This is a genomic window from Microlunatus soli (assembly GCF_900105385.1).
GTDB lineage: Bacteria > Actinomycetota > Actinomycetes > Propionibacteriales > Propionibacteriaceae > Microlunatus > Microlunatus soli.
The window spans coordinates 4,776,013-4,796,202 of sequence record NZ_LT629772.1; the positions used below are offsets into that span (position 1 = coordinate 4,776,013).

A 20,190-nucleotide genomic window follows, 5' to 3' on the forward strand; every position below is an offset into this window, starting at 1 on the left:
ATCCGGTGTAGCCGCTGCTCGTACAACATGGGTTCGAGGGTAGGGATGGAATCAACCGTCCTCGAATCCCGTTCACAGGTTTCGCCGGTAGCTGACCGTCCCGGAGCTGATCGTGACCATCACCGGATCGGGCAGTTCGCGGCCGTGCCAGGGGTTGTTCCGCGACAATGACAACGAGTCCGCCGCGTCGACCACGGCTCGGCGTTGCGGATCGACGACGGTCAACTGCGCAACAGCGCCGTACGCCGGTCGCCGACCGATGTCCTGGCCCAGTCGGGCGATCCGGGCCGGTGCGGTCGACGTCCGGTGCACCAGGGTGTCCCAGTCGATCGCGCCGGTGTTGATCATGGTCTCGATCACCACGCCGAGCGCGGTCTCCAACCCGACCATCCCGTACGCTGCCTCGCCGAAGGCGTGTTCCTTGTCATGTCGGGCATGTGGCGCGTGGTCGGTGGCGACCGCGTCGATGGTGCCGTCGGCCAACGCCTCGCGCAGCGCGGTGACGTGCTCGTCCGGTCGTAGCGGCGGGTTGACCTTGTAGGTCGGGTCATAGCCCTCGACCTCGGCGGTGGTCAACAGCAGGTGGTGCGGGGTGACCTCGGCCGTCACGTCGATGCCCCGTCTCTTGGCCCAGCGCAGCACATCGACCGATTCCGCCGTCGAGACGTGACAGACGTGCAGCCGGCTGCCGGTCAGCTTGGCCAACTCGGCATCCCGGGCGATCACCGTCGCCTCGGCGGCGGCCGGCCACCCGGCCAGCCCGAGGCGCCCGGACACCTCGCCCTCATGGCAACAGGCGTCCTTGCCGGCCAACCGAGGGTCCTGGGAATGCTGGGCGATCACACCACCGAACGGGCGGACGTACTCCAACGCGCGGCGCATCAGCCGCGGATCCATCACGCAGTTGCCGTCGTCGGAGAAGACCGTCACACCGGCCCGGGCCATCAGTCCGAGCTCGGCCAGTTCCTCACCCTGCAGGCCCTTGCTGACGGCGCCGATCGGGAACACCTGCGCGTGTCCGGCCTTCTCACCCAACGTACGGATGTAGCCGGCGGCCTCGGCGGTGTCGGTCACCGGCACCGTGTTGGCCATCGCCAGCACTGCGGCGAATCCGCCGCGGGCCGCTGCCTGGGTCCCGGTGTCGACGGTCTCGGCGTCCTCCCGGCCGGGTTCACGGAGGTGGGTGTGCAGGTCGACCAGCCCGGGGATGGCGGTCAGCCCGTCGGCGTCGATGGTGGTCACGTCGGCACCCGCCGCGGCAGGGTCGGCGTACCGCCCGTCCTTGATCAGGATGTCCTGACGGCCGGCCGGCAACGCATCCCGGCGATCCTCGGCGCCGGCCACCAGGCTGACGCCCTTGATCAACAACTCGGTCATCGGTTCTCCTCCGGTCACTGGTCGTCCTCACCGCCGAGCAGGTTGTACAGCACACTCATCCGGACCGCGACACCCGCCGCAACCTGGTCCAGGATCAGCGAGTTGGCGGCGTCGGCAGCATCGGCGGAGATCTCCAGCCCGCGGTTCATCGGGCCGGGATGGCAGATCGCGGTGCCGGGCTTCAGCGCCGCGACCCGGTCCCGGGTCAGTCCGTAGCCGACGGTGTATTCCCGCGGGGTGGGGAAGTAGCCACCGGACATCCGTTCCCGCTGCACCCGCAACATCATCACCGCGTCGACGCCGCTGATCACCGCATCAAGATCATCACTGAGCTCACACCCCCAGCTGTCCACACCGGACGGCATCAGGGTGGGCGGTGCGACCAGGATCGGCTCGGCGCCGAGCAGCCGCAACAGCAGCACGTTGCTGCGCGCGACCCGGGAGTGGGTGATGTCGCCGACGATCGCGATCCGCTTACCCACAAAGGATTCCACTGCGGTCGTCCCGGTGTCGGCACCGAAGTGTCGCCGCAGCGTGAACGCGTCCAGCAGGGCCTGGGTCGGATGCTCGTGCATGCCGTCGCCGGCGTTGACCACATGCGCGTCGATCCAGCCGGTCACCTGCTGCGGGGCACCTGAGGCGCCGTGCCGGATCACCAGCGCGTCGACCCCCATTGCGGCGACGGTGAGCACGGTGTCGCGCAGCGACTCGCCCTTGGACACCGAGGAACCCTTGGCCGAGATGTTGATCACGTCGGCCGACAGCCACTTACCGGCGATCTCGAAGGAGGAACGGGTCCGGGTGGAGTCCTCGAAGAACAGGTTGACCACGGTCCGGCCGCGCAGCGCCGGCAGTTTCTTGATCGAACGATGCTGGACGTCGGCCATCTCCTCGGCCAGGTCCAGGATCGTGGCGACGTCCTCTGTGCTCAGGTCGGCCGCCGACAGCAGGTGCCGCATCAGTTGTCTCCCTCTGTTTCGGGCTCGACCGGTGGCCGTCCGATCACGACCTCGTTGACCCCGTCGGTCTCCTCCAGCCGGACCAACACCCGCTCCTCGGCCGAGGTCGGCAGGTTCTTCCCGACGTGATCGGCGCGGATCGGCAACTGCCGGTGGCCGCGGTCGACCAGCACGGCGAGCCGGACGGCCCGCGGGCGACCGAGATCGCCGAGAGCGTCCAACGCGGCCCGCACCGTACGGCCGGAGAACAGCACATCGTCGACCAGGACGACGACAGCGTCGTCGACGCCGACCGGGATCCTGGTGTGTCCGACCGGTCGGGTCGGCTGACTCCGCAGGTCGTCGCGGTACATCGTGATGTCCAACGCACCGACCGGGAGTTGGATGCCCTCGCTGGCCTCGATCGCCCGGGCCAGCCGATGCGCCAGCGGCACACCGCGGCGGGGGATACCGGCCAACACCAATCCGTCCGGGCCGCGGTTGGTCTCCAGGATCTGGTGCGCCATCCGGGTCAGGGCCCGGGAGATGTCTTCGGCGTCCAGGACGACCCTGCCCTTGTCGAGCTGTAGGGCCTGCTCCCGTTCTGGTCTGTCGGCCCCTCGTTCTGGTCTGTCGGCTTGGTCTGACCCGGTCTCGGCCACCCGTTCTCCTCTGCCCGGTTTGCCTTGCTGGTTCCTGTGCTGCCCGCTGCTGTCCGGCCCGCTGTCCCGCAGCGCGTCTGAGCGGATACGGTAGGACCGTGAATGAACTCGTGAGCATGCTAGTGCCCCTGGAGGGGACACTGCCCGGCTGGCCGGAAGCACCGGAGCCGACGGCGATGCAGGTGCTCGGCCTGCTGGTCGGCATCCCGGCCGTCGTGTTCGTGATCATTGCCCTGATCGGCAAGAGCAGGAGCCTGATCAGCGCCGGTCGCGGTGAGTCCGATGACAGCATGGACCAGCCGCTCTGGCTGGGAGCCGCACCCGCCGATCGAGATGCGCTCACCGCTGGGCAGGCGCCGGCCGAGGGGCGCCGCGCCGCCGCCGAGCCGGCCGAGCCCACCGTCGAGGTCGGAGGCGCAAGTGCCCGCTGGTGAGATCGTTCCGGCCGCTGCCGGTGGATCGTCGGTCGACCTGACCGACCCGTTCCGCCCGGTGCATGTCAACAGTCCGCTGTCCCAGCACGACGTCGATCGGCTCGAGCGGGTCATCCGCTACGCGGAGAGCAACTCGGGCCTGCGGTTCTCGGTGTTCGTCGGTCCTGCCGAGGGCGACACCCGGGCGCACGCGATCCGGCTGCACGCCGCGCTGGACGATCCGGAAAGGTCGGTGCTGCTGCTCGTCGACCCTGCCGCCCACGCGCTGGAGATCGTCACCGGCTCGGCGACCCGCCGAGTGCTGGGCGATGGCGAATGCCGGCTCGCCGCGGCGACCATGCAGACCAGCTTCGCCGCCCATGACCTGGCCGGTGGCCTGACCGCCGGCATCCAGCAGCTCGCCACCGCCGCGTACGAGGCTCCGACGCTGCACGCCGGCGAGCAGTACTGAGCCTGGATCCGGGCTGAGCCGGGGTGCGGGAACAGACCGTCGCGGTCTTCCATGCCCATCCCGACGACGAGGTGTTCGGCACCGCGGCAGCGACCTCGGCGCTGGCAGCGGCCGGTGCCGAGGTCCGGTTGTTCGTCGCCACCGGCGGTGAACTTCCCGAGCAGGGCGCCGATCCACGTCTCGACCAGGTCGCTGCCCGACGCATTCGTGAGGGCCGCTTGGACCGGTCCTGCAAGCTGCTTGGGATCGAGCGGTGGGGCTACCTCACCCGACCCGGGCAGTGGGTCGACAGCACCGAGTGGTCGCGAACGCTCGCCGCGGCACCGACGGAGGTCGTCGCTGCGGCTGTCAGGGGAGTGCTGGACGAGCAGCGACCAGAGATCGTGCTGAGCGTCGGCCCGGACGGGCTCACCGGCCATCCCGATCACGTCGCGATGCACGACGCGGTGGCCGCGGCCTTGCAGCTGCCGGGATGGTCGCCGCGGCACGCCTGGGGTGCGGTAGTCGTCGATGCCGACGTCCGGGCCGCCAACGCCTCCATCGCGCAACTGCTACCCGCGGCCGAACAGCACGCCGTTCGCCGCGACACCGTCACCGGGGTAGCGGCAGCCGACATTGTGCAGACCTTCGGCACGGCGACCGCCGGCGTGGCTCGCCGGCGAGCCATGGATCTGTACCTGGACGGGCTCGGTACGGCGCCGGTCGACCGGCTGATCGAACACCACCGGTTACGCGGCGCATCGCTCACCCTTCGGGCGGTGTTCGACCGGACCGGCGGGGACAAGGATTACTTCACCAGCCTCTGATCTGGGCGGGTCATCCAGGCATGGGCGCTGGCAGAGAGGCTGTGCCCCGGTCCCTGATCGTGCCGAGTACCAAGAACGCAACAGCGCTGGGCCGAACCCACGTCCTTTCGCCCAGGCCGCGGCCGCTGATGTTGCGAAATCGGCGCTCCGAGGCTGTTCGACGTCACCGGGTCCGGCTCACCCGACCAGGTCAGACGCGCGATTGATCCGGGCCCGGCGCGGAGTCGGCGAATGCCGCCGGGTCCGGCGCTGCAACGGTGCCCAACTGGATCCGTGCGGCGAGTTCGTCGCGGATGCCCCAGTGCTCGGCCAGCTTGTCGCCTTCGGTGCGGTAGATGTGCGCCGTGGTCATCGTGTAGGTCTTGCCGGCTGCGCCCTCGCCGTGGACCAGGTCGACGCCGACCCCGGTCGCGACCGCACGGATCACGACGCGGTCGTCGGTGGAGAACAGGTCCTCGACCGTGTACCGGATCTGCAGGACGTCATGGACGAAGGTCAGGATCTTCCGGTAGCCCTCCGGGCCGGGCGGCAGCGGGAACGGCGATCCGTGGTCGATGAAGTCGTCGGTCACCAGATCATCGAGGGCACCCAGATCGCCCGAATTGATCGCGTCGAATACCCTCCGTGCGGCGTCCTCGGTGCGTTCGGACATCACGCTTCTCCTTTCGTGACCCCTTCGTCGTATGAACAATCTTGGGTCAGGAGGCGTCGTTTTGCAGCCCTGCCGCCGAGGAAGTTGCTGGCGGTCGTCGACTCCTCGTGCGAGCGTGAGCAGGTGGACTGGTCAGGTGTCGAAGGCACGTGGTGGCGGCTCCGCGCCGCAACCCGGGCCGATGAATCGGCGATCGCCGCGCACGGACGGGGCCCCGATCCGCTGTGGATCGGGATCGGTCCGGCGGCCCCGGCCGAGCGGGCTCGTCAGGTGCTGACTGAGTTCCTGAAGGGTGAGGAGGTCGCCTTCGGCTCGACCTGGCTTGCCGTCGTGAAGGAGACCGACGAGATCGTCGGCATGATCGGTGCGCAGCAGCACCCACCGCGCACGGTGGAGATCGTCTACGGGGTCGCGCCCCGGTGGCGCGGCCACGGGCTCGCGACCGAGGTCCTCGCCGCGGTGACTCGGACCGCCCGTGAGCAGGATGCCGATCGGCGGTATGAGTTGATCATCGGACGGGACAACGCGGCGTCGATCCGGGGGGCCGAGAAGTGCGACTATCGGTATGTCGGGGCGAGGCGCAGCCTCGTCGAAGCGACCGGCGAGTGCTACGAGGATTTGGTCTATCTGCCGCCCTGGTGACACCGAGGCCGGATTGCAAGGTCACTTGGGCGATGTGGACGTAGAGGGTGGCGTCGGGTCGGAACTTGGCCGGGTCGACGGGTCGACGAGTCCTCGGTGTCGTCGGCGGGGTCGGGTGGCAGCAGATCATCGTGATCATCACGATCACCGCTGTGTCGGGTCTGGCGGGCGATGGTTTGTCCGTCCAGGCCGTCGATCTCGTAGCGACACAACCTTGACCAGACGCGGGGGAGGCGGTGGCGGCGGTCGGGACGGATCGGCCGGTCGCCGCCGGGGATGGCCAACTGGTGGTGCGATGCCGTCGGCGGGGAACCGGTCGGCCCAGCTGGCGATGCTGATCAGCCGGGAGTTGAGCCCGACGCGGACCAGCCAATCCGACGCGGTGGCCTGGTCCAGGAGTTGATCGGTGGCCAGACAGGCCGGGTCGACACCCACACCCGTGAGGGCGGTGCGCATCAACCCGCTGCCATCGATCATGTGATCAACACTAGACAGAGGGTCCGACACTTTACGCTGCGCGGGATCCCAACCCTGCTTGACGATCAGCGCAGTCCGGAGGGGCAGCCTTCGTGAGCGCGGAGGATCCGTTTGACGTCCAAGCCATATCGGAAACCGCCGAGTCCACCGTCGCGACGCAGCACACGATGACAGGGAACGAACAGGGCTGCGGCGTTGTACGCGCACGCCGCCGCGGCCGCACGAACAGCATCCGGTCGCCCGGCCCGCGCGGCCAGGTCGGTGTAGGTGGCGGGCGAGCCGGGTGGGATGACGCGCAGCGCGTCCCAGGCCGACTCGATGAACGACCCGGAGCGCTGCCGTACAGCAATCTCGTCGATCGCCGACAACTCACCGTCGCTGTAGCGGCGGACGGCGCGATCGATGATCTCGCTGTTGCCGGTGTTGATCTTGTCGACCGGTTCGCCTCGAAGCGAGGGATGCAGCAACGCGAGCAGCTCGTTGCGGTCCTCGGTCCAGCCGGAACCGAGCACGACCACGGACTCGGAAAGAACATCTGCGGTCGCCCAGAGGTAGCCGAACCGGCCGCCGACACTGTCGGTCACCCCGAAGTTGATCATGCTGCCGCCGCCTCCGCCTGCCAGAGGCGCATCGTCGCATAGGACCGCCACGGCGACCAGGATGGCCGGCCGGAGGGAGCGAGACCACGCCGCTGCAAGGCCCGCCGGATCACCAGATCCTCGCCGAGCAGCACATCGGGATCGCCGAGGCCGCGCATCGCGATGTAGCCGGCGGTCCAGGGACCGATGCCGGGCAACTCCAGCAGCCGGGCCCGCGCCGCCGACCGATCCGCGCCGGCCGTCAGATCGATCGTCCCGTCGGCAAGCGCGGTAGCCATCCGGACCAGCGTACGGCCGCGGGATCTGGGCATCGGGAGTGTCTCGGGATCGGCGGACGCCAGGGCCTGCGAGCTCGGGAACAGATGGCTCGGATCGTCGGGACCCGGATTGCGGAGCGGACGACCGAACCGCCGGACCAGCCTGGCCGTCGTCGTCGCCGCCCCGGCCACCGAGATCTGTTGTCCGATCAGTGCGCGGAAGGCCAGTTCTTCACCACAGATGACACCCGGCACCCGGACACCCGGCCGGCCCGCCACCAGCGGAGCAAGATCGGGATCGGCGCCCAGCACGGCGTCGATGGCCACCGGGTCGGCGTCCAGGTCGAGCAGTCGGCGGATCCGGCTGACCGCTGCCGACAGGTCACGAAGATCATCCAGCCGCAGCACCGCGCTCAACGCCTCGGCAGTGTCGTCCATGATCAACTCGATGATGCCGGTACCGTGCGGCAGTTCGGTGCTGCGGCGATAGTGGAGCTGATCGCCCGCCCGCCATCCGCGCTCGACACCGTCGATCGCACGACTGGCCAGGAAGTCGAACAGCGGCCGGGCGGCGAACGGTACCCGGACCGGTAGCCGGAGCGTGATGGCCGGCGGCATCGCCGTGGCAGCGGGGCGGGACGCGCTCCGCACCCGCAGCTGCGACGGCGGTCGGCCGTACACCTCGCGGACCGAGTCGTTGAACTGACGGACACTGGCAAACCCCGCGGCGAAGGCGACGTCGACCATTCTCAGGTCGGTGTTCTCGATCAGTACGCGTGCCGTCTGGGCTCGCTGTGCACGGGCGATCGCCAGCGGGCCGGCGCCGACCTCGGAGATCAGCAACCGGTTGAGCTGCCGTTCGCTGTAGCCGACCGCGGCGGCGAGTCCGGAGACGCCGACCCGGTCCACCACGCCGTCGCCGATCAGCCGCATCGCTCGGGCGACCACGTCGGCTCGCGGGTTCCACTGCGGCGATCCCGGCGTGGTGTCGGGGCGGCAGCGACGGCAGGCGCGGAACCCGGCCAGTTGCGCCGCACCGGCCGCCGCGAAGAATCGGCAGTTGCGTTGCTGCGGAGTCTTGGCCGGACAGCTCGGCCGACAGTAGATGCCGGTCGAGGTGACGCCGACGTAGATCCAGCCGTCAAACCGCGGATCGCGTCCGGCGACCGCCCGATAACACACGTCGTCGGCCGGCAGATTGTCCTGCCCAGCTGACGGTGCGGTGTCGAGTTCGGTGATCGTCATGGCTTCATCCTGGCACCGACCAGCACCTCGACCTCGCGGAAATCGGACACGACCACCCAGCAGGCTTGGTCAGCGGACCGAGAAGTCCCACGGGTCGGTGTTCAGCTCCGAAACCGTGATCGACATCCCGTCCAGTCGGTCGGCGAGCTCATCGGCCAGCCGCGGCAGCCAGGTCCATTCGGCCGCCCAGTGCGGGACGTCGATCAACGCCGGTGCGTCGTCCCAGGCGACCGCCTCCGACGCCGGGTGGTGCCGCAGGTCCGAGGTCAGATAGACATCCGCGCCGCTGTGCCGGGCGGCGTCCAGCAGGTCGTCGCCGGCACCGCCCTGCAGCGCGACAGTCCGGACCGGTCGGTACGGATCGCCGGCGACCCGGACCCCGGACGTCGTCGTCGGCAGTGCCGTCGCCACCCGCTCGGCGAAGCCTCGCACCGTGGTCACGGCGACCGTGCCGACCCGGCCCAACCCGGCTGCGGCGTCGTTCGGATCCGGTCGCAGCGGACGGGTCTCGGACAGCCCGAGGGCGGCGGCCAGCGAATCGGCGACTCCGCCGGCCGGGATGTCGGCGTTGGTGTGCGCGGTGATCAGCCCGATCCGTCGGCGGATCAGGGTAGTGATCATCCGCCCCTTCGGATGCCGCGGATCGATCGCGTTGATACCGCGCAACAACAACGGATGGTGCGCGATGATCAGATTGGCACCCAGCTCGACCGACTGCTCGATCACCTGATCGGTGACGTCGACGGTCAGCAGGATGCCGGTGACCCGATCGGTCGGTTCGCCGGTGACCGGACCGACGCGATCCCACGCTTCGGCGGTGTCGATCGGATAGCGTCGTTCGACCAGCCGTCGGACATCGTCGATGGTCGGAGTCGCCGGGGTCGGCTCGGACATGATCAACTCATTCCGCGTGCTGGCAGCGGTTGGCGCGTTCGGCGCCGTCCAGCCGCTCGGTTGCCAGATGCTTGACCATGTCGCCGAGCGGTGCGCCGGCCTCGGTGATGCCGGCCAGCAGCCAGCCACGGAGTCTGCCGATCTTGCCGGCGTCGTCGGCGATGTCGGGGAACAGATAGGTCAGCACGTTCTGCCGGAAGATCGACGACTTGTCGGCCCAGACCCCGGTCGAGGTGGAGATCTCCTCGGCCGCCTTCAGATACTTGTCCAGATACGGCGCCAGGACCTCCTGCTGATCCGGCTGCCAGAACGCGACGCAGATCTGCCGTTGGGTCTCGTTGGGAATGTCGTTGCCGTCCACCGCCAACGCCCAGGCGGTCGCCTTCGCCTCCGGCGTCGGTCGGGCAGCGCGCGCGGCGGCGGCCCGCTCGGCACCCGAGGCCGTGTTGTCCCGCGTCAACTCGGCGTCGATCGCCGCCTCGTCGACCCGGCCCAGCGCCGCCAGATCGCAGACCAGCAGCCAGCGCAGCTCGGCGTCGATCTCCAGTCCTTGCGGTACGTCCGCGCCGGTCAGCCAGCCGGCCAGCCGATCCGCACCTGCCACACTGCCGACAGCATGGGAGTATGCCTGGGCCAGCGCGAGCTGATGATCACTGCCGGCCTCGGCAGCGGCCAACAGCTCGGCCAGGCCCTGTTCCCAGCGGCCGGCGGTCTCCGGCCGGGTGCTCGGCGGGGTGTAGGACCGGACCGCCAACGCCGCGTTGGTCAGCACCGCCCGGACCGTGCTCAGATCGGTCTCGGTGCCGACGTTGCGCAACACCAGCTCGGCGTAGTCGCGAGCTGGAAGTTCGGCGTCCCGGCACATGTCCCAGGCCGCGCCCCAACAGACGGCTCGGGCCAGCGGGGAGGCCAACGCGGACAGATTGTCGATCAAGGTCTGCAACGAACGTCCGTCGAAACGCACCTTGGCGTAATCAAGATCATCGTCGTTCAGCAGCACCAGATCCGGCTGAGCGGCACCGACCAGGTCCGGGACCGCCGTGGACGCATCGGCGATGTCGGTCTCGACCCGCCGGGTCCTGGTCAGCGCACCGTCGACAAGGTCGTACAGGCCGATCGCGATCCGGTGATGGCGCAGTGTCGGCAGTTTGGCCGTCGCCGTCTGCTCGACCGAGAAGGAGCTGAAGGTGCCGTCATCGGCGACCTCGAATCGCGGACGCAGGGTGTTCACCCCGGCGGTCTCCAACCACTCGGCGGACCAGCCCGACAGATCACGACCGGACGGACCTTCGAGCGCGCCGAGCAGATCGGTCAGCCGGGTGTTGCCGAAGGCGTGCCGTTCGAAGTAGCCGCGAACGCCTTCCAGGAAGGCGTCCTGACCGACGAAGGCGACCAGTTGCCGCAGCACCGAAGCGCCCTTGGCGTAGGTGATCCCGTCGAAGTTGGACTCCACGGCCTCCAGGTCGACCATGTCCGCGGCGATCGGGTGGGTGGTGGACAGTTGATCTTGCCGGTAGGCCCAGTTCTTGCGTGATCCGGTGAAGGTCGCCCAGGCGGTGTCCGGGTCTCCGGTCCGCTCGGCGACGGCAAAGGTGGCGGCGAATTCGGCGAACGACTCCTTCAGCCACATGTCGTCCCACCAGACCATGGTCACCAGGTCGCCGAACCACATGTGGGCCAGCTCGTGCAGGATCGTGTCGTCCCGGGTCCGGTAGGACGCCTCGGTCACCCGCGAGCGGAAGATCAACTCGTCGCGCAGGGTGACACAGCCGATGTTCTCCATCGCTCCCATGTTGTATTCGGGGACGAAGGACTGGTCGTACTTGCCGAACGGGTAGGGGTAGCCGAAGTGCTTCTCGAAGATGTCGAAGCCCGCCTTGGTGGTGGCGAAGATCCGATCGGCGTCCAGGTGTTCCTTCAGTGACTGCCGGACCAGGATCGACATCGGCAGCTCGCCGGACTTGGTCCGATGGCTGTCGGTGACGACGGCGTACTGGCCGGCGATCAGACTGGTCAGGTAGGTCGAGACCCTGGGGGTGGGCGGGAAGTGCCAGCTGCTCGCGTCGGCGACCTGATCGACGGGCTGCGGCGCGTCACCGGTCGAGTTGGCGATCACCGTCCAGTCCGACGGTGCCCGTACGGTCAGCTCGAAGGTGGCCTTCAGATCGGGTTGTTCGAAGCAGGCGTAGACCCGTCGTGCCTCGGAGGCCTCGAACTGGGTGTACAGGTAGATCCGACCGTCGGCCGGGTCGACGAACCGGTGCAGACCTTCGCCGCTGCGGCTGTAGCGGCAACGCGCGGTCACCTCCAGCTCGTTGTCGCCGGCGACCGTTCGGAATCCGAGCCGTGAGCCGTCGAAGCCGGCGGTGTCGAGATCGGCCCCGTTCAGGGTGGCCGACAACACCGCGTCGGCGATCAGATCGATGTGGGTTTCGGCCTGCTCGGTCGCCCGGAACCGCACCACTGACCGGCTGACGAAGAACTCGTCCGGGCCGTCCATCGGTTGCCCCGCCAGGTCGTGGCCGGTCAGATCGACCGTCACGGCGTAGGAATCGGTACCGAGCAGGGCAGACCGCCGGGCGGCCTCGTCACGGGTCAGGTTGTGCAAGAACATGGGACCGATCCTTGCACGCCGTCGACGACCTCGGGGCAGCCCGGGCCAACCTCTCCGCGCGGCATGACATAGTGACCTCATGCGCGTACATGTCGGCAGCGATCACGCAGGGTTCGAGCTGAAGAACCATCTGGTCGAGGTGCTCACCGCCGACGGTCATGACGTCGTTGATCATGGCCCGACGGTGCTGGACCCCGAGGACGACTACCCGGTCTTCTGCATCCCGGCGGCGGTGGCGACGGCAGCCGAATCGGACTCGCTCGGGATCGTGATCGGCGGCTCGGGCAACGGCGAGCAGATCGCGGCCAACAAGGTCACCGGTGTCCGCGCGGTGCTGGCCTATGACACCGACACCGCCAAGCTCGGTCGGCTGCACAACAACGCCAACGTGATCTCCGTCGGTGCCCGGATGCACACCGTCGATGAGGCAACAGAGTTGATCAAACTCTTCCTGGCCACCGCCTTCTCCGGTGAGCCGCGACACCAGCGACGGATCGACCAGCTGGCGGCCTACGAGGAGACCGGGCAGGTCCCGAAGGCCGGATAGCCCGTCAGGAGACCCGCTGCGGACGACCTTCGGCCCGAGCGATCAGGCTGTCGACCACCTGCGCGGCCAACTCCTCCTCGGCCGGCCCGGGCCGGGACACGTCGCGGGCCCGCAGCGCGCGATCATTCGACACCAGGCCGGAGATGCCGTCTCGGCCGAAGTCACGGTCCTCGACGGGCCGTTCAGCTTCCTTGATCACCCGTTTAGTGTAGGGCGAGAACGCTGCGAACAGCGGATCGTCCGGGACAACCCGTCCACCACAACAGCAGGAGGTGCGATGCCAGAAGGGCACACGCTGCACCGTCTTGCCCTGGACCTGACCGACGCCTTCGCCGGCACCCACCCTCGGGTCAGCAGCCCGCAGGGCAGGTTCGCCGAGTCAGCGGCCATCATCGACGGCCGGCTCTGCACCGGAGCTCAGGCCAACGGTAAGCACCTGTGGCTGGAGTTCGAAGATCAACTTCTGCACATCCATCTCGGCCTGATCGGCAAATTCTCGTTGGCTCCGCCGGCGCCGCCGCGGGGCGAGATCCGGGTCCGGATCGCGTCGCCGGAGCTTGCTGCCGACCTCAGCGGTCCGCAGCTGTGCGTGCTGCGCACCGATGCCGAATTGCGTGCCCAACTGGCCAAGTTGGGCCCCGACCCGTTACGACCCGACGCCGACCCCGATCTGGCCTGGCAACGGATCCGTCGGTCGAATCGGCCGATCGGCGCCCTGTTGATGGACCAGAGCGTGTTGTCCGGCGTCGGCAACGTGTATCGCGCCGAGGTCCTGTTCCGGCAGCGGATCCGACCGCACATCGAGGGAAACCGGCTGAAGCGGAAATCCTGGCAGGCGATCTGGGACGACCTGGTGTGGCTGATGCCGCAAGGAGTCCGGGACAACCGGATCGACACCGTACGCGATGAGCACACGCCGGAGGCGATGGGCCGACCGCCGCGGGTCGATGATCATGGTGGCGAGGTGTACGTCTACCGCCGCTCACAGCAGCCCTGTCTGGTCTGTGGTTCTCGGGTCCGGACCGAGGTGCTGGCGGGACGCAATCTCTTCTGGTGTGGACGATGTCAGCGCCGGAGCTGACCTTCGAGATCGGTGACCTGGTGGTCACCGTGGGCTCCGGCGGCTTCCCCGCCAGGGTCGGCCACCGGCACCGGCCGGACCTGGACTTCCTGCGGGCACGGGCCGAGCCGGGTCGGCTGATGATCGCCCGCTCGCCCCAGCGGTGGGAGTTCGCCGGGTTGGTCACCGACGTCGACGAGACGGAGGCACGGTACGCCGTCGCCGGCCGCCCGGAGATCGAATACACCATCCGCAACACCTTCGCCGGCAACTGGCTGCAACGGCACATGGTGCTGAACACCTCGTCGGCCGCGATCACCATCGAGGACCTGGTGTTGGATCTGCAACCGGCCGCCGGCTACGTCGGATGGGCCTGGGCCGCGCCGACCGAGACCAGTTGGGCGGTGCAGCCGGCGGACGGCACCGGGCCGGTGTTGTCCGGCGAACTGACCCAGGGCACGGTGTCCAACCGCGACACCGACGGTTTCCACACCGGGCCGATGGTGCTGCCGCCCGGACGGCGGCTGGTCCTGCAGTGGCGGATCATGGTGGTCGACCAGGCTCCGGCCGTGGTCGCGCGGCGCACACTGTCACCGACCACCGAACTGCCGCCGAACGAGCCGTACGAGATCGACGATCCGGACGTCGCCGTACTGGTCGAGGACCCGTTGTCGCTGAGCACAGACGGCAACTCCCAGGTCGTGATCAGCGCCCGCCCCGGTCGCTATCCGATCGAGCTCCGCTCCGCCCGCGGCACCAGTCGACTCGAGGTGTCCTGGGTGCCGTCGACCGATGATCTGCTCACCGATATCGGCGGTGGTTGGCTGCAGGGCGATCGGTCGGCCGCCGGGGTGGCCCTGCTGCCGGGAGCCGGTGCCGCCCTCGGCCTGCAGCAGGCCTTCATCGGTCGCCTCGGCGACGTCGGTGACGAGGCCGAGGACGCCTTGTCGCTGCACACCACCCGGCTGCTGGCGCAGCGTCGGTTGTCGATCATGGAACAGGCGTTCCTGGCCCAGGAGACCGTCCGGACCGGGGATCGCGAACCGCTGCAACGAGCCATCACGGCGTTGCTCGAGATGGCCGCGCCGCAGCCCGGTCTGGGACTGGCCGCCACCCGGGTCTGTATCGCCGAGCTGACCGCCGGCGGCGATCCGTCGCCGGTGCTGCAACGGCTGCATGAGCTGGCCGGCACCGCCGGCCCGACCCCGCCCGGTGCGGGTGATGATCATCTGCGGTCGGCAGCCGTCCGGCTGGAGATGATCACGATCACCGGACCGCCCGGCGGCGGCAAGCCCGCCGACAGCCTGCCGGCGGCGCTCGCGGTCGGCGCGGAGTTGGGGGCCGGCCTCCCCGGGCACCGGCTCGGCCGCATCGAACCGTCCTCCGCGGTCTACGCCGCAGCCGTCCTCGATCTGCTGCCCGATGCCCTCGGTCCTGAGCTCGAACAGCGCTGGGGAACCACACCGCACGAGCTGGCGCAGCGGACCAGGAACACCGCCGTGGCCGATGCGTTGTGGCCGCCGCCGAGTATCGATCGCCCGGTCTCCGGGACGGCAACGGAGGACGAGCTCAGTGAGGTCGTCGGATGGCTGGTGCTGGGCCGGCCGATCGAATAGCCGACGGTCAGTCCTCGGAGTTGGCGATCGACCGGTGCGCCGACAGCAACGCGAATTCGACCCGTCCGGCGACCAGTCGTTCGGCGTTGTCCAGCACCTCGACCAGGTGCCCGTGCTCGGCCGACACACAGCCGATCCCGATGCCGGCCCGACGGTGCAGGTCCAAGTGATCAACCTCGGCCACACTGACGCCGAACCGCCGCAGCTCGGCGATCAGTGGTCGGACGGCCGCCCGCTTCTCCTTCAGCGAATGCACATCGCCGAGCAACAGGTCGAACTCGATCCAGCCGATCCACACCGACCCATCTTCCCAGACGCCACGGCTCTCATCGACGATGCAGACCGGGATCGTCGTCGGCGAAGGTGCGGACCGGGCCCGGCGGCGTGGCAGCGGTCTCGAAGCGTACGGTGACCCGGCCCAGTCCGGCGCCCCAGACCCATCCCGGGCCGTGTTCGTCGTGGACGACGTCGGCACCCGGTGGCCAGTCCATCCGCTGTCGGACCCGATGCAGGCCGGCGGCCTCGGCATCGACGCCGCCGCCTTCGTGCAGCGGCCGGTCGTCCGCGTCGGCGGTTCGGTCGTCAAGATCAGCACCGGCCTGAACGTCGTCGGCTTGATCAGGTTCGGCTCGATCAGGTTCGGCTCGATCAGGTTCGGGGGACAGGTCATCGGTGGCGCTGAACAGATCCTCCTGCAACACGTCAGTGAGTCCGGCGACCCCGACACCGACCAACCGCACGCCCGGAGCGGTGTCCACGTCGTCGAGCAGCGATCGGGCCAGCTCGGTGATCAACTCCACCCGATCGGTGGCGCCGGCGAAGGTCCGACTCCGGGTATGGGTGACGAAGCCGTGCAATCTGATCTTGAGCGTCACCGTCCGGGCCAGCAACCTGGCCGCAGTGAGCCGTCCGGCGACCTGACGGGCATCGGCGGTGATGATCGACAGCAGCTCGTCGCGGTCGACCAGGTCGGTCTCGAAGGTGTCCTCGACCGAGATCGACTTCGCCTCCCGTTCGGGCTCGACCGCGCGATCGTCGACGGCGTTGGCCAGCCGGCGCAACCCGGTCCCGTGCGACCGGCCGATCTCGCGGATCAGCTCTGCTTCGTCAATAGCCTGCAGATCGGCGATCGTGCTGATCCCGATCCGACGCAGCCGGTCGAAGGTCGCCGGTCCGACGCCGGGGATCTTCCGGACACTCATCGGACTGATCAACGCCACCTCGGTGCCGGGCTCGACCAGGGTGAACCCGTCCGGCTTGCCGAGCTCGGTGGCGAGCTTGGCGATGAACTTGGAGGTGCCGACCCCGATCGAAGCGGTCAGCCCGCCGGTCACCTCGGCCACCTCGTCCTTGATCGACCCGGCCAGTGCGGCGAGCCCGTCGGCGGTCAGCTGGACCGGCCTGGTCGCGGCGGCGAGATCGACGAAGGCCTCGTCCAGACTGAGCGGCTCGACCAGGGGCGAAAGATCTCGCAGCACCCCCATCACGGCACGGCTGGCGGCGCGATAGGCGTCGAACCGACCGGACAGGAAGGCCGCGTGCGGACAGCGGCGCCTGGCCTCGTGGGCCGGCATCGCCGAGTGCACGCCAAACTGCCGGGCCTCGTACGACGCCGTCGAGACGACACCGCGGGCGCCGACCCCGCCGACGATCACCGGCTTGCCGCGCAGTGACGGCTTGTCCCGTTGCTCCACCGAGGCGAAGAAGGCGTCCAGGTCCAGATGGAGGATCGACGCCTGGCTTCGCACCCGGCCATTGTGCCGCACCGCCGAGAGCCTCAGGCCAGCAGCAACACCGCCGCGACGATCATCCCGGCCGCGGTCGCGCCATGGATGCCGAATGCTCGGGCCCCGCTGCCGCGGTTGGCCAGCACCACCAGCATGTCGCCGATCGGGATCAGCGCCTCGACCAGGAACAGCCACGGCAGGGCGTCGGGGTGCACGAAGAACAACGTGATCGGGGCGACCCCGGAGGCGATGTCCCGGACGCCCTTGACCTGCCACCAGCCGCGAGCGTCCGGATCGGGAAGGACCGGCAGACCGAAGCCTGCGGCGTTGGACGCATTGCGCGCTAGGTAGAGCGCTCCGATGCCGATGATGGCGAGACTGACGATCCAGACCAGGACCGACCCGATGATGTGCATGCTGTGCTCTTCCGGTTCAGGATCTAGCAACGCTAGAAGTGCTAGCAATGCTAGATGTAGTCGTGCGGAATGTCTAGCGGTGCTAGGGTCTGACCGTGCCAGCCCGCCAGCGCCAGCAGCAGAGCCGTCACCTCCGAGCCGAGGCGATCATCGAGGCGGCGCGCTCGCTGGCCGAACGGGACGGTTGGGACGCGGTCACCACCCGCCGGCTCTCCGAGGCCATCGACTACAGCCAGCCGGTCCTCTACGGACACTTCCCGTCCGGCAAGTCCGGCATCATGGATGCCGTTGCCCTGCAGGGATTCGAGCGCCTGGCGAGCAAGATCAGAAGTGACCGCGGGGGAGCACGGACCCAGCGCAGCCGGGTCACCCGACTGGTGCACAGCTATCTGGGTTTCGCCGATCAGGAGCCGGCGGTCTATCTGGCCATGTTCGCTCGGCCGACCGCGTTGCCGTTCGGCGTCGAGAGCACTCCGGAGCAGCTCCGCCGAGCCTACGACGAGCTTGCCGAGTCGGTTGCCGGCTGCGGCGGCGGTGACGATCCGGAGACCTTCGTCGAGGTGATCTGGAGCGCGTTGCACGGCATGGTGATGCTGTCCCGCGACGACCGGCTCCGCCCGTCGGCGCGAGCCCGACGGATCAGGACTCTGGTCGATCGCTTCGTCGACTAGTGGCCACTAGACCGGCTCGGGAACCAGTGCCGCCAGCCGTTGCAGCCGCTCGGCGGTGACCGAACCCGCCGGCGCGGTGTAGACACACAACCGCAGGTGTGGCGCTGCCGGAATGGGAAAGGCCTGGAAGGTGACGTCCAGGTCACCGACATGCGGGTTGCGGATCCGCTTGTGCCCATGGCTCTGTTCGGCGACCCGCTGTGCTTCCCAGGCCCGGCGGAAGTCGGCGTTCTCGGTGTGCAGACGGTGGATCACGGCGTTCAGCCGGCTGGGGGAGGTCTGCCGGCCGAGGTCGCCGCGCAGCGTGGCAACGGTCTCGTCGGCATGCAACTGCCAATCGGGGAAGAGCTCCCGGGCGCCGGGATCGTTGAAGATCAACAGGGCCGAATTCAACTCGGCCTCCTCGATCCGTTCCAGGTCGAAGGTGACGACCCCACCGCTGCGGTTCCAGGCCAGCAGGTCGTGCCCTGGACCGTAGATCATCGCCGGCGACGCCGGATCGAGGGCGTCCAGCAGGTCTTGGGCGGCCGCCGGCACGATCGGACGCGGGTGGTCGGCGAGTTCGCAGGAGTGCTCGTGATCGCCGTGCTGGGCGGGACGGGTGATGTTGCGCAGGTAGCTGTGCTCGCCCGCCGTCAGCCGCAGCGCACGGGCGATCGCGTCCAGCACCGAGTCCGACATGCCGTGTGCCCGGCCCTGCTCGATCCGGGTGTAGTAGTCGACGCTGATCCCGGCGCGCTGGGCGACCTCCTCCCGGCGCAGCCCGTGCACCCGGCGCCGGGGCGGCCCGTCGTCGAAGCCGAGATCTCGCGGATCCAACGCTGCTCGGCGAGCCTTGAGGAACGGTGTGATGGCATCGGTCGTGTTGTCGCCCACTCCGAAATCTTATGCGCAACCTGGTCCTGCCAGACCCCGGTTGAAGCGGGCCTGGTCCGCTCCCGGCAGCCGACGAAGACTGGCCCCGACGTCAGGACAGGGCGACGTCAGGACATGACAACGAGGAGCAAGACATGCAACGCAGGACTTTGGGTGGCACCGGCATCTCGGTGAGCAACTTCGCGCTGGGCGCGATGATGTTCGGTGCGATCGGCAACACCGACCACGAGGATTCGATCCGGATCATCCATCGGGCGCTCGATGCCGGGATCAACTTCGTCGACACCGCCGACATCTATTCCGACGGCGAGTCCGAGGAGATCGTCGGCAAGGCGATCAAGGGCCGCCGCGACGAGATCGTCCTGGCCAGCAAGGCACACGGCTCGATGGGGCCGGACGCCAATCACGGCGGTAACTCCCGACGCTGGTTGGTCCGCGCAGTGGAGAATTCGCTGCGTCGGCTGGGCACCGATCATCTCGATCTCTACCAGATCCATCGCCCCGATCCGACGACCGATATCGAGGAGACGCTGGCCGCACTGACCGACCTGGTCTCGGCCGGCAAGGTGCTCGCGGTCGGCAGTTCGACCTTCCCCGCCGAGCAGATCGTCGAGGCCCAGTGGGCGGCACAGCAGCGCGGGACGGTTCGCTTCCGGACCGAGCAGCCGCCGTACTCGATCCTGGCCCGTGGGGTGGAGAACGCCGTGCTGCCGACCGCTCAGAAATACGGCATGGGTGTGCTGACCTGGGGTCCGTTGTCGGCCGGGTGGCTGTCCGGCCGCTACACCGACGGCGTCGACCTGGCGTCGGGCCGGGCCGTGACGGAGCGCCACAAGTTCGATCCGGCGATCGCGGAGAACGCCCGCAAGCTGGAGGCCGTACGGGAGTTGGCGACGCTGGCCGACAAGGCTGGGCTGACGATCCGGCAGCTGGCGATCGGCTTCGTGCTGGCCCACCCGGCCGTCACCTCGGTGATCATCGGCCCGCGCACGATGGAGCAGTTGGAGGACCTGCTGACCGCTGCCGACGTCGAGCTGTCGGCCGAGGTGCTGGACCGGATCGACGAGATCGTCGCACCGGGGAAGGATCTCAATGCCGCCGACAACTACTTCGTCCCGGCGGCGATCAGCAACCCGGCGCTGCGCCGTCGGGTGCCGGGCGCGGCAGAGGTGACCCGGATGATCTGACGCCGGTGGTATCCGCAGCCGGAGAGCCGGGGCGCTGAACAA

The 20,190-nt window shown here is 68.8% G+C and carries 22 protein-coding genes; 9 read left to right on the top strand and 13 right to left on the bottom strand.

What is annotated here, in order from left to right; all coding sequences use genetic code 11:
* Positions 1-72: 72 nt before the first annotated feature.
* From BLU38_RS21805 to pyrR, 3 genes are read right to left on the bottom strand one after another with little or no spacing between them, the layout of a single operon-like run.
* The gene (locus BLU38_RS21805) at positions 73-1,377 is read right to left on the bottom strand and encodes a dihydroorotase (RefSeq protein WP_091532932.1); all 1,305 of its coding nucleotides are present in this window, start codon (positions 1,375-1,377) and stop codon (positions 73-75) included.
* A gap of 14 nt (positions 1,378-1,391) precedes the next feature.
* The gene (locus BLU38_RS21810) at positions 1,392-2,336 is read right to left on the bottom strand and encodes an aspartate carbamoyltransferase catalytic subunit (RefSeq protein WP_091527497.1); all 945 of its coding nucleotides are present in this window, start codon (positions 2,334-2,336) and stop codon (positions 1,392-1,394) included.
* On the bottom strand, positions 2,336-2,977 hold the full coding sequence (gene pyrR, locus BLU38_RS21815; RefSeq protein ID WP_091527498.1) for a bifunctional pyr operon transcriptional regulator/uracil phosphoribosyltransferase PyrR: 642 nt from the start codon (positions 2,975-2,977) through the stop codon (positions 2,336-2,338). Before pyrR ends, BLU38_RS21810 begins: the two co-directional genes overlap by 1 nt.
* A gap of 116 nt (positions 2,978-3,093) precedes the next feature.
* On the opposite strand from pyrR, the gene BLU38_RS21820 reads away from it, so the two are divergent.
* The 3 genes from BLU38_RS21820 to BLU38_RS21830 are packed head-to-tail and all read left to right on the top strand — an operon-like array spanning position 3,094 to position 4,668.
* Positions 3,094-3,411 carry a hypothetical protein gene (locus BLU38_RS21820; RefSeq protein ID WP_157683609.1) on the top strand — a complete coding sequence of 106 codons (318 nt, stop codon included), beginning with the start codon at positions 3,094-3,096 and terminating at the stop codon, positions 3,409-3,411.
* Positions 3,398-3,862 (top strand): DUF5130 family protein, encoded by a 465-nt coding sequence (locus tag BLU38_RS21825; protein WP_231919979.1) that lies wholly within the window; start codon positions 3,398-3,400, stop codon positions 3,860-3,862. Before BLU38_RS21820 ends, BLU38_RS21825 begins: the two co-directional genes overlap by 14 nt.
* Before the next feature lie 23 nt (positions 3,863-3,885).
* Positions 3,886-4,668: a PIG-L deacetylase family protein gene (locus BLU38_RS21830; RefSeq protein ID WP_091527501.1), complete on the top strand. Its 783-nt coding sequence runs from the start codon at positions 3,886-3,888 to the stop codon at positions 4,666-4,668.
* Positions 4,669-4,858: 190 nt separating this feature from the next.
* Here BLU38_RS21830 and BLU38_RS21835 read toward each other — a convergent pair whose 3' ends face one another.
* Positions 4,859-5,320 carry an ester cyclase gene (locus tag BLU38_RS21835; RefSeq protein WP_091527502.1) on the bottom strand — a complete coding sequence of 154 codons (462 nt, stop codon included), beginning with the start codon at positions 5,318-5,320 and terminating at the stop codon, positions 4,859-4,861.
* Between the two features lie 123 nt (positions 5,321-5,443).
* On the opposite strand from BLU38_RS21835, the gene BLU38_RS21840 reads away from it, so the two are divergent.
* Complete coding sequence (locus tag BLU38_RS21840) at positions 5,444-5,962, top strand: GNAT family N-acetyltransferase (protein ID WP_157683610.1); 519 nt, start codon at positions 5,444-5,446, stop codon at positions 5,960-5,962.
* Positions 5,963-6,504: 542 nt separating this feature from the next.
* Here the strand turns inward: BLU38_RS21840 and BLU38_RS21850 are convergent.
* The 4 genes from BLU38_RS21850 to pepN form a co-directional block, all read right to left on the bottom strand.
* The gene (locus BLU38_RS21850) at positions 6,505-7,038 is read right to left on the bottom strand and encodes a methylated-DNA--[protein]-cysteine S-methyltransferase (RefSeq protein ID WP_091527504.1); all 534 of its coding nucleotides are present in this window, start codon (positions 7,036-7,038) and stop codon (positions 6,505-6,507) included.
* Entirely contained in the window at positions 7,035-8,540 is a 1,506-nt protein-coding gene (locus BLU38_RS21855; RefSeq protein WP_091527505.1) for a DNA-3-methyladenine glycosylase 2 family protein, read from the bottom strand. Before BLU38_RS21855 ends, BLU38_RS21850 begins: the two co-directional genes overlap by 4 nt.
* Before the next feature lie 69 nt (positions 8,541-8,609).
* Complete coding sequence (locus BLU38_RS21860; protein ID WP_091532936.1) at positions 8,610-9,434, bottom strand: Nif3-like dinuclear metal center hexameric protein; 825 nt, start codon at positions 9,432-9,434, stop codon at positions 8,610-8,612.
* A 7-nt stretch (positions 9,435-9,441) separates the two neighbouring features.
* On the bottom strand, positions 9,442-12,048 hold the full coding sequence (gene pepN / locus BLU38_RS21865; protein ID WP_091527506.1) for an aminopeptidase N: 2,607 nt from the start codon (positions 12,046-12,048) through the stop codon (positions 9,442-9,444).
* Between the two features lie 79 nt (positions 12,049-12,127).
* Between pepN and BLU38_RS21870 the strand changes: the two genes are divergently transcribed.
* The gene (locus BLU38_RS21870; protein ID WP_091527507.1) at positions 12,128-12,595 is read left to right on the top strand and encodes a ribose-5-phosphate isomerase; all 468 of its coding nucleotides are present in this window, start codon (positions 12,128-12,130) and stop codon (positions 12,593-12,595) included.
* Positions 12,596-12,599: 4 nt separating this feature from the next.
* On the opposite strand, the gene BLU38_RS21875 is transcribed toward BLU38_RS21870, so the two are convergent.
* On the bottom strand, positions 12,600-12,794 hold the full coding sequence (locus tag BLU38_RS21875; protein ID WP_157683611.1) for a hypothetical protein: 195 nt from the start codon (positions 12,792-12,794) through the stop codon (positions 12,600-12,602).
* A 78-nt stretch (positions 12,795-12,872) separates the two neighbouring features.
* On the opposite strand from BLU38_RS21875, the gene BLU38_RS21880 reads away from it, so the two are divergent.
* The gene (locus tag BLU38_RS21880; protein WP_091527509.1) at positions 12,873-13,676 is read left to right on the top strand and encodes an Fpg/Nei family DNA glycosylase; all 804 of its coding nucleotides are present in this window, start codon (positions 12,873-12,875) and stop codon (positions 13,674-13,676) included.
* Positions 13,658-15,271, top strand: coding sequence for a hypothetical protein (locus BLU38_RS21885; RefSeq protein WP_157683612.1), 1,614 nt, complete (start codon positions 13,658-13,660; stop codon positions 15,269-15,271). The genes BLU38_RS21880 and BLU38_RS21885 overlap by 19 nt, the downstream gene beginning before the upstream one ends.
* Before the next feature lie 7 nt (positions 15,272-15,278).
* Here BLU38_RS21885 and BLU38_RS21890 read toward each other — a convergent pair whose 3' ends face one another.
* Genes BLU38_RS21890 through BLU38_RS21900 form a run of 3 tightly spaced genes read right to left on the bottom strand, consistent with a single transcriptional unit; the run spans position 15,279 to position 17,414 of the window.
* Positions 15,279-15,569 carry a DUF503 domain-containing protein gene (locus BLU38_RS21890; protein WP_091527511.1) on the bottom strand — a complete coding sequence of 97 codons (291 nt, stop codon included), beginning with the start codon at positions 15,567-15,569 and terminating at the stop codon, positions 15,279-15,281.
* A gap of 28 nt (positions 15,570-15,597) precedes the next feature.
* Entirely contained in the window at positions 15,598-17,019 is a 1,422-nt protein-coding gene (locus tag BLU38_RS21895; protein ID WP_091527512.1) for a DNA polymerase IV, read from the bottom strand.
* Between the two features lie 29 nt (positions 17,020-17,048).
* Positions 17,049-17,414 carry a DUF4267 domain-containing protein gene (locus tag BLU38_RS21900; RefSeq protein WP_091527513.1) on the bottom strand — a complete coding sequence of 122 codons (366 nt, stop codon included), beginning with the start codon at positions 17,412-17,414 and terminating at the stop codon, positions 17,049-17,051.
* Positions 17,415-17,509: 95 nt separating this feature from the next.
* On the opposite strand from BLU38_RS21900, the gene BLU38_RS21905 reads away from it, so the two are divergent.
* Positions 17,510-18,085, top strand: coding sequence for a TetR/AcrR family transcriptional regulator (locus BLU38_RS21905; protein ID WP_091527514.1), 576 nt, complete (start codon positions 17,510-17,512; stop codon positions 18,083-18,085).
* 6 nt (positions 18,086-18,091) lie between these two features.
* On the opposite strand, the gene BLU38_RS21910 is transcribed toward BLU38_RS21905, so the two are convergent.
* Positions 18,092-18,961, bottom strand: a complete 870-nt coding sequence (locus tag BLU38_RS21910) for a helix-turn-helix domain-containing protein (RefSeq protein WP_197679810.1) — start codon at positions 18,959-18,961, stop codon at positions 18,092-18,094.
* Positions 18,962-19,095: 134 nt separating this feature from the next.
* Between BLU38_RS21910 and BLU38_RS21915 the strand changes: the two genes are divergently transcribed.
* Complete coding sequence (locus tag BLU38_RS21915; RefSeq protein WP_091527515.1) at positions 19,096-20,148, top strand: aldo/keto reductase; 1,053 nt, start codon at positions 19,096-19,098, stop codon at positions 20,146-20,148.
* Positions 20,149-20,190 lie beyond the last annotated feature (42 nt).

Bases quoted from the DNA above. Each gene is read 5' to 3' on its own strand.
- BLU38_RS21805 (WP_091532932.1), bottom strand. From the start codon at position 1,377: ATGACCGAGTTGTTGATCAAGGGCGTCAGCCTGGTGGCCGGCGCCGAG.
- BLU38_RS21810 (WP_091527497.1), bottom strand. From the start codon at position 2,336: ATGCGGCACCTGCTGTCGGCGGCCGACCTGAGCACAGAGGACGTCGCC.
- BLU38_RS21820 (WP_157683609.1), top strand. From the start codon at position 3,094: ATGCTAGTGCCCCTGGAGGGGACACTGCCCGGCTGGCCGGAAGCACCG.
- BLU38_RS21835 (WP_091527502.1), bottom strand. From the start codon at position 5,320: ATGTCCGAACGCACCGAGGACGCCGCACGGAGGGTATTCGACGCGATC.
- BLU38_RS21850 (WP_091527504.1), bottom strand. From the start codon at position 7,038: ATGATCAACTTCGGGGTGACCGACAGTGTCGGCGGCCGGTTCGGCTAC.
- BLU38_RS21855 (WP_091527505.1), bottom strand. From the start codon at position 8,540: ATGACGATCACCGAACTCGACACCGCACCGTCAGCTGGGCAGGACAAT.
- BLU38_RS21860 (WP_091532936.1), bottom strand. From the start codon at position 9,434: ATGTCCGAGCCGACCCCGGCGACTCCGACCATCGACGATGTCCGACGG.
- pepN (WP_091527506.1), bottom strand. From the start codon at position 12,048: ATGTTCTTGCACAACCTGACCCGTGACGAGGCCGCCCGGCGGTCTGCC.
- BLU38_RS21870 (WP_091527507.1), top strand. From the start codon at position 12,128: ATGCGCGTACATGTCGGCAGCGATCACGCAGGGTTCGAGCTGAAGAAC.
- BLU38_RS21880 (WP_091527509.1), top strand. From the start codon at position 12,873: ATGCCAGAAGGGCACACGCTGCACCGTCTTGCCCTGGACCTGACCGAC.
- BLU38_RS21885 (WP_157683612.1), top strand. From the start codon at position 13,658: ATGTCAGCGCCGGAGCTGACCTTCGAGATCGGTGACCTGGTGGTCACC.
- BLU38_RS21900 (WP_091527513.1), bottom strand. From the start codon at position 17,414: ATGCACATCATCGGGTCGGTCCTGGTCTGGATCGTCAGTCTCGCCATC.
- BLU38_RS21915 (WP_091527515.1), top strand. From the start codon at position 19,096: ATGCAACGCAGGACTTTGGGTGGCACCGGCATCTCGGTGAGCAACTTC.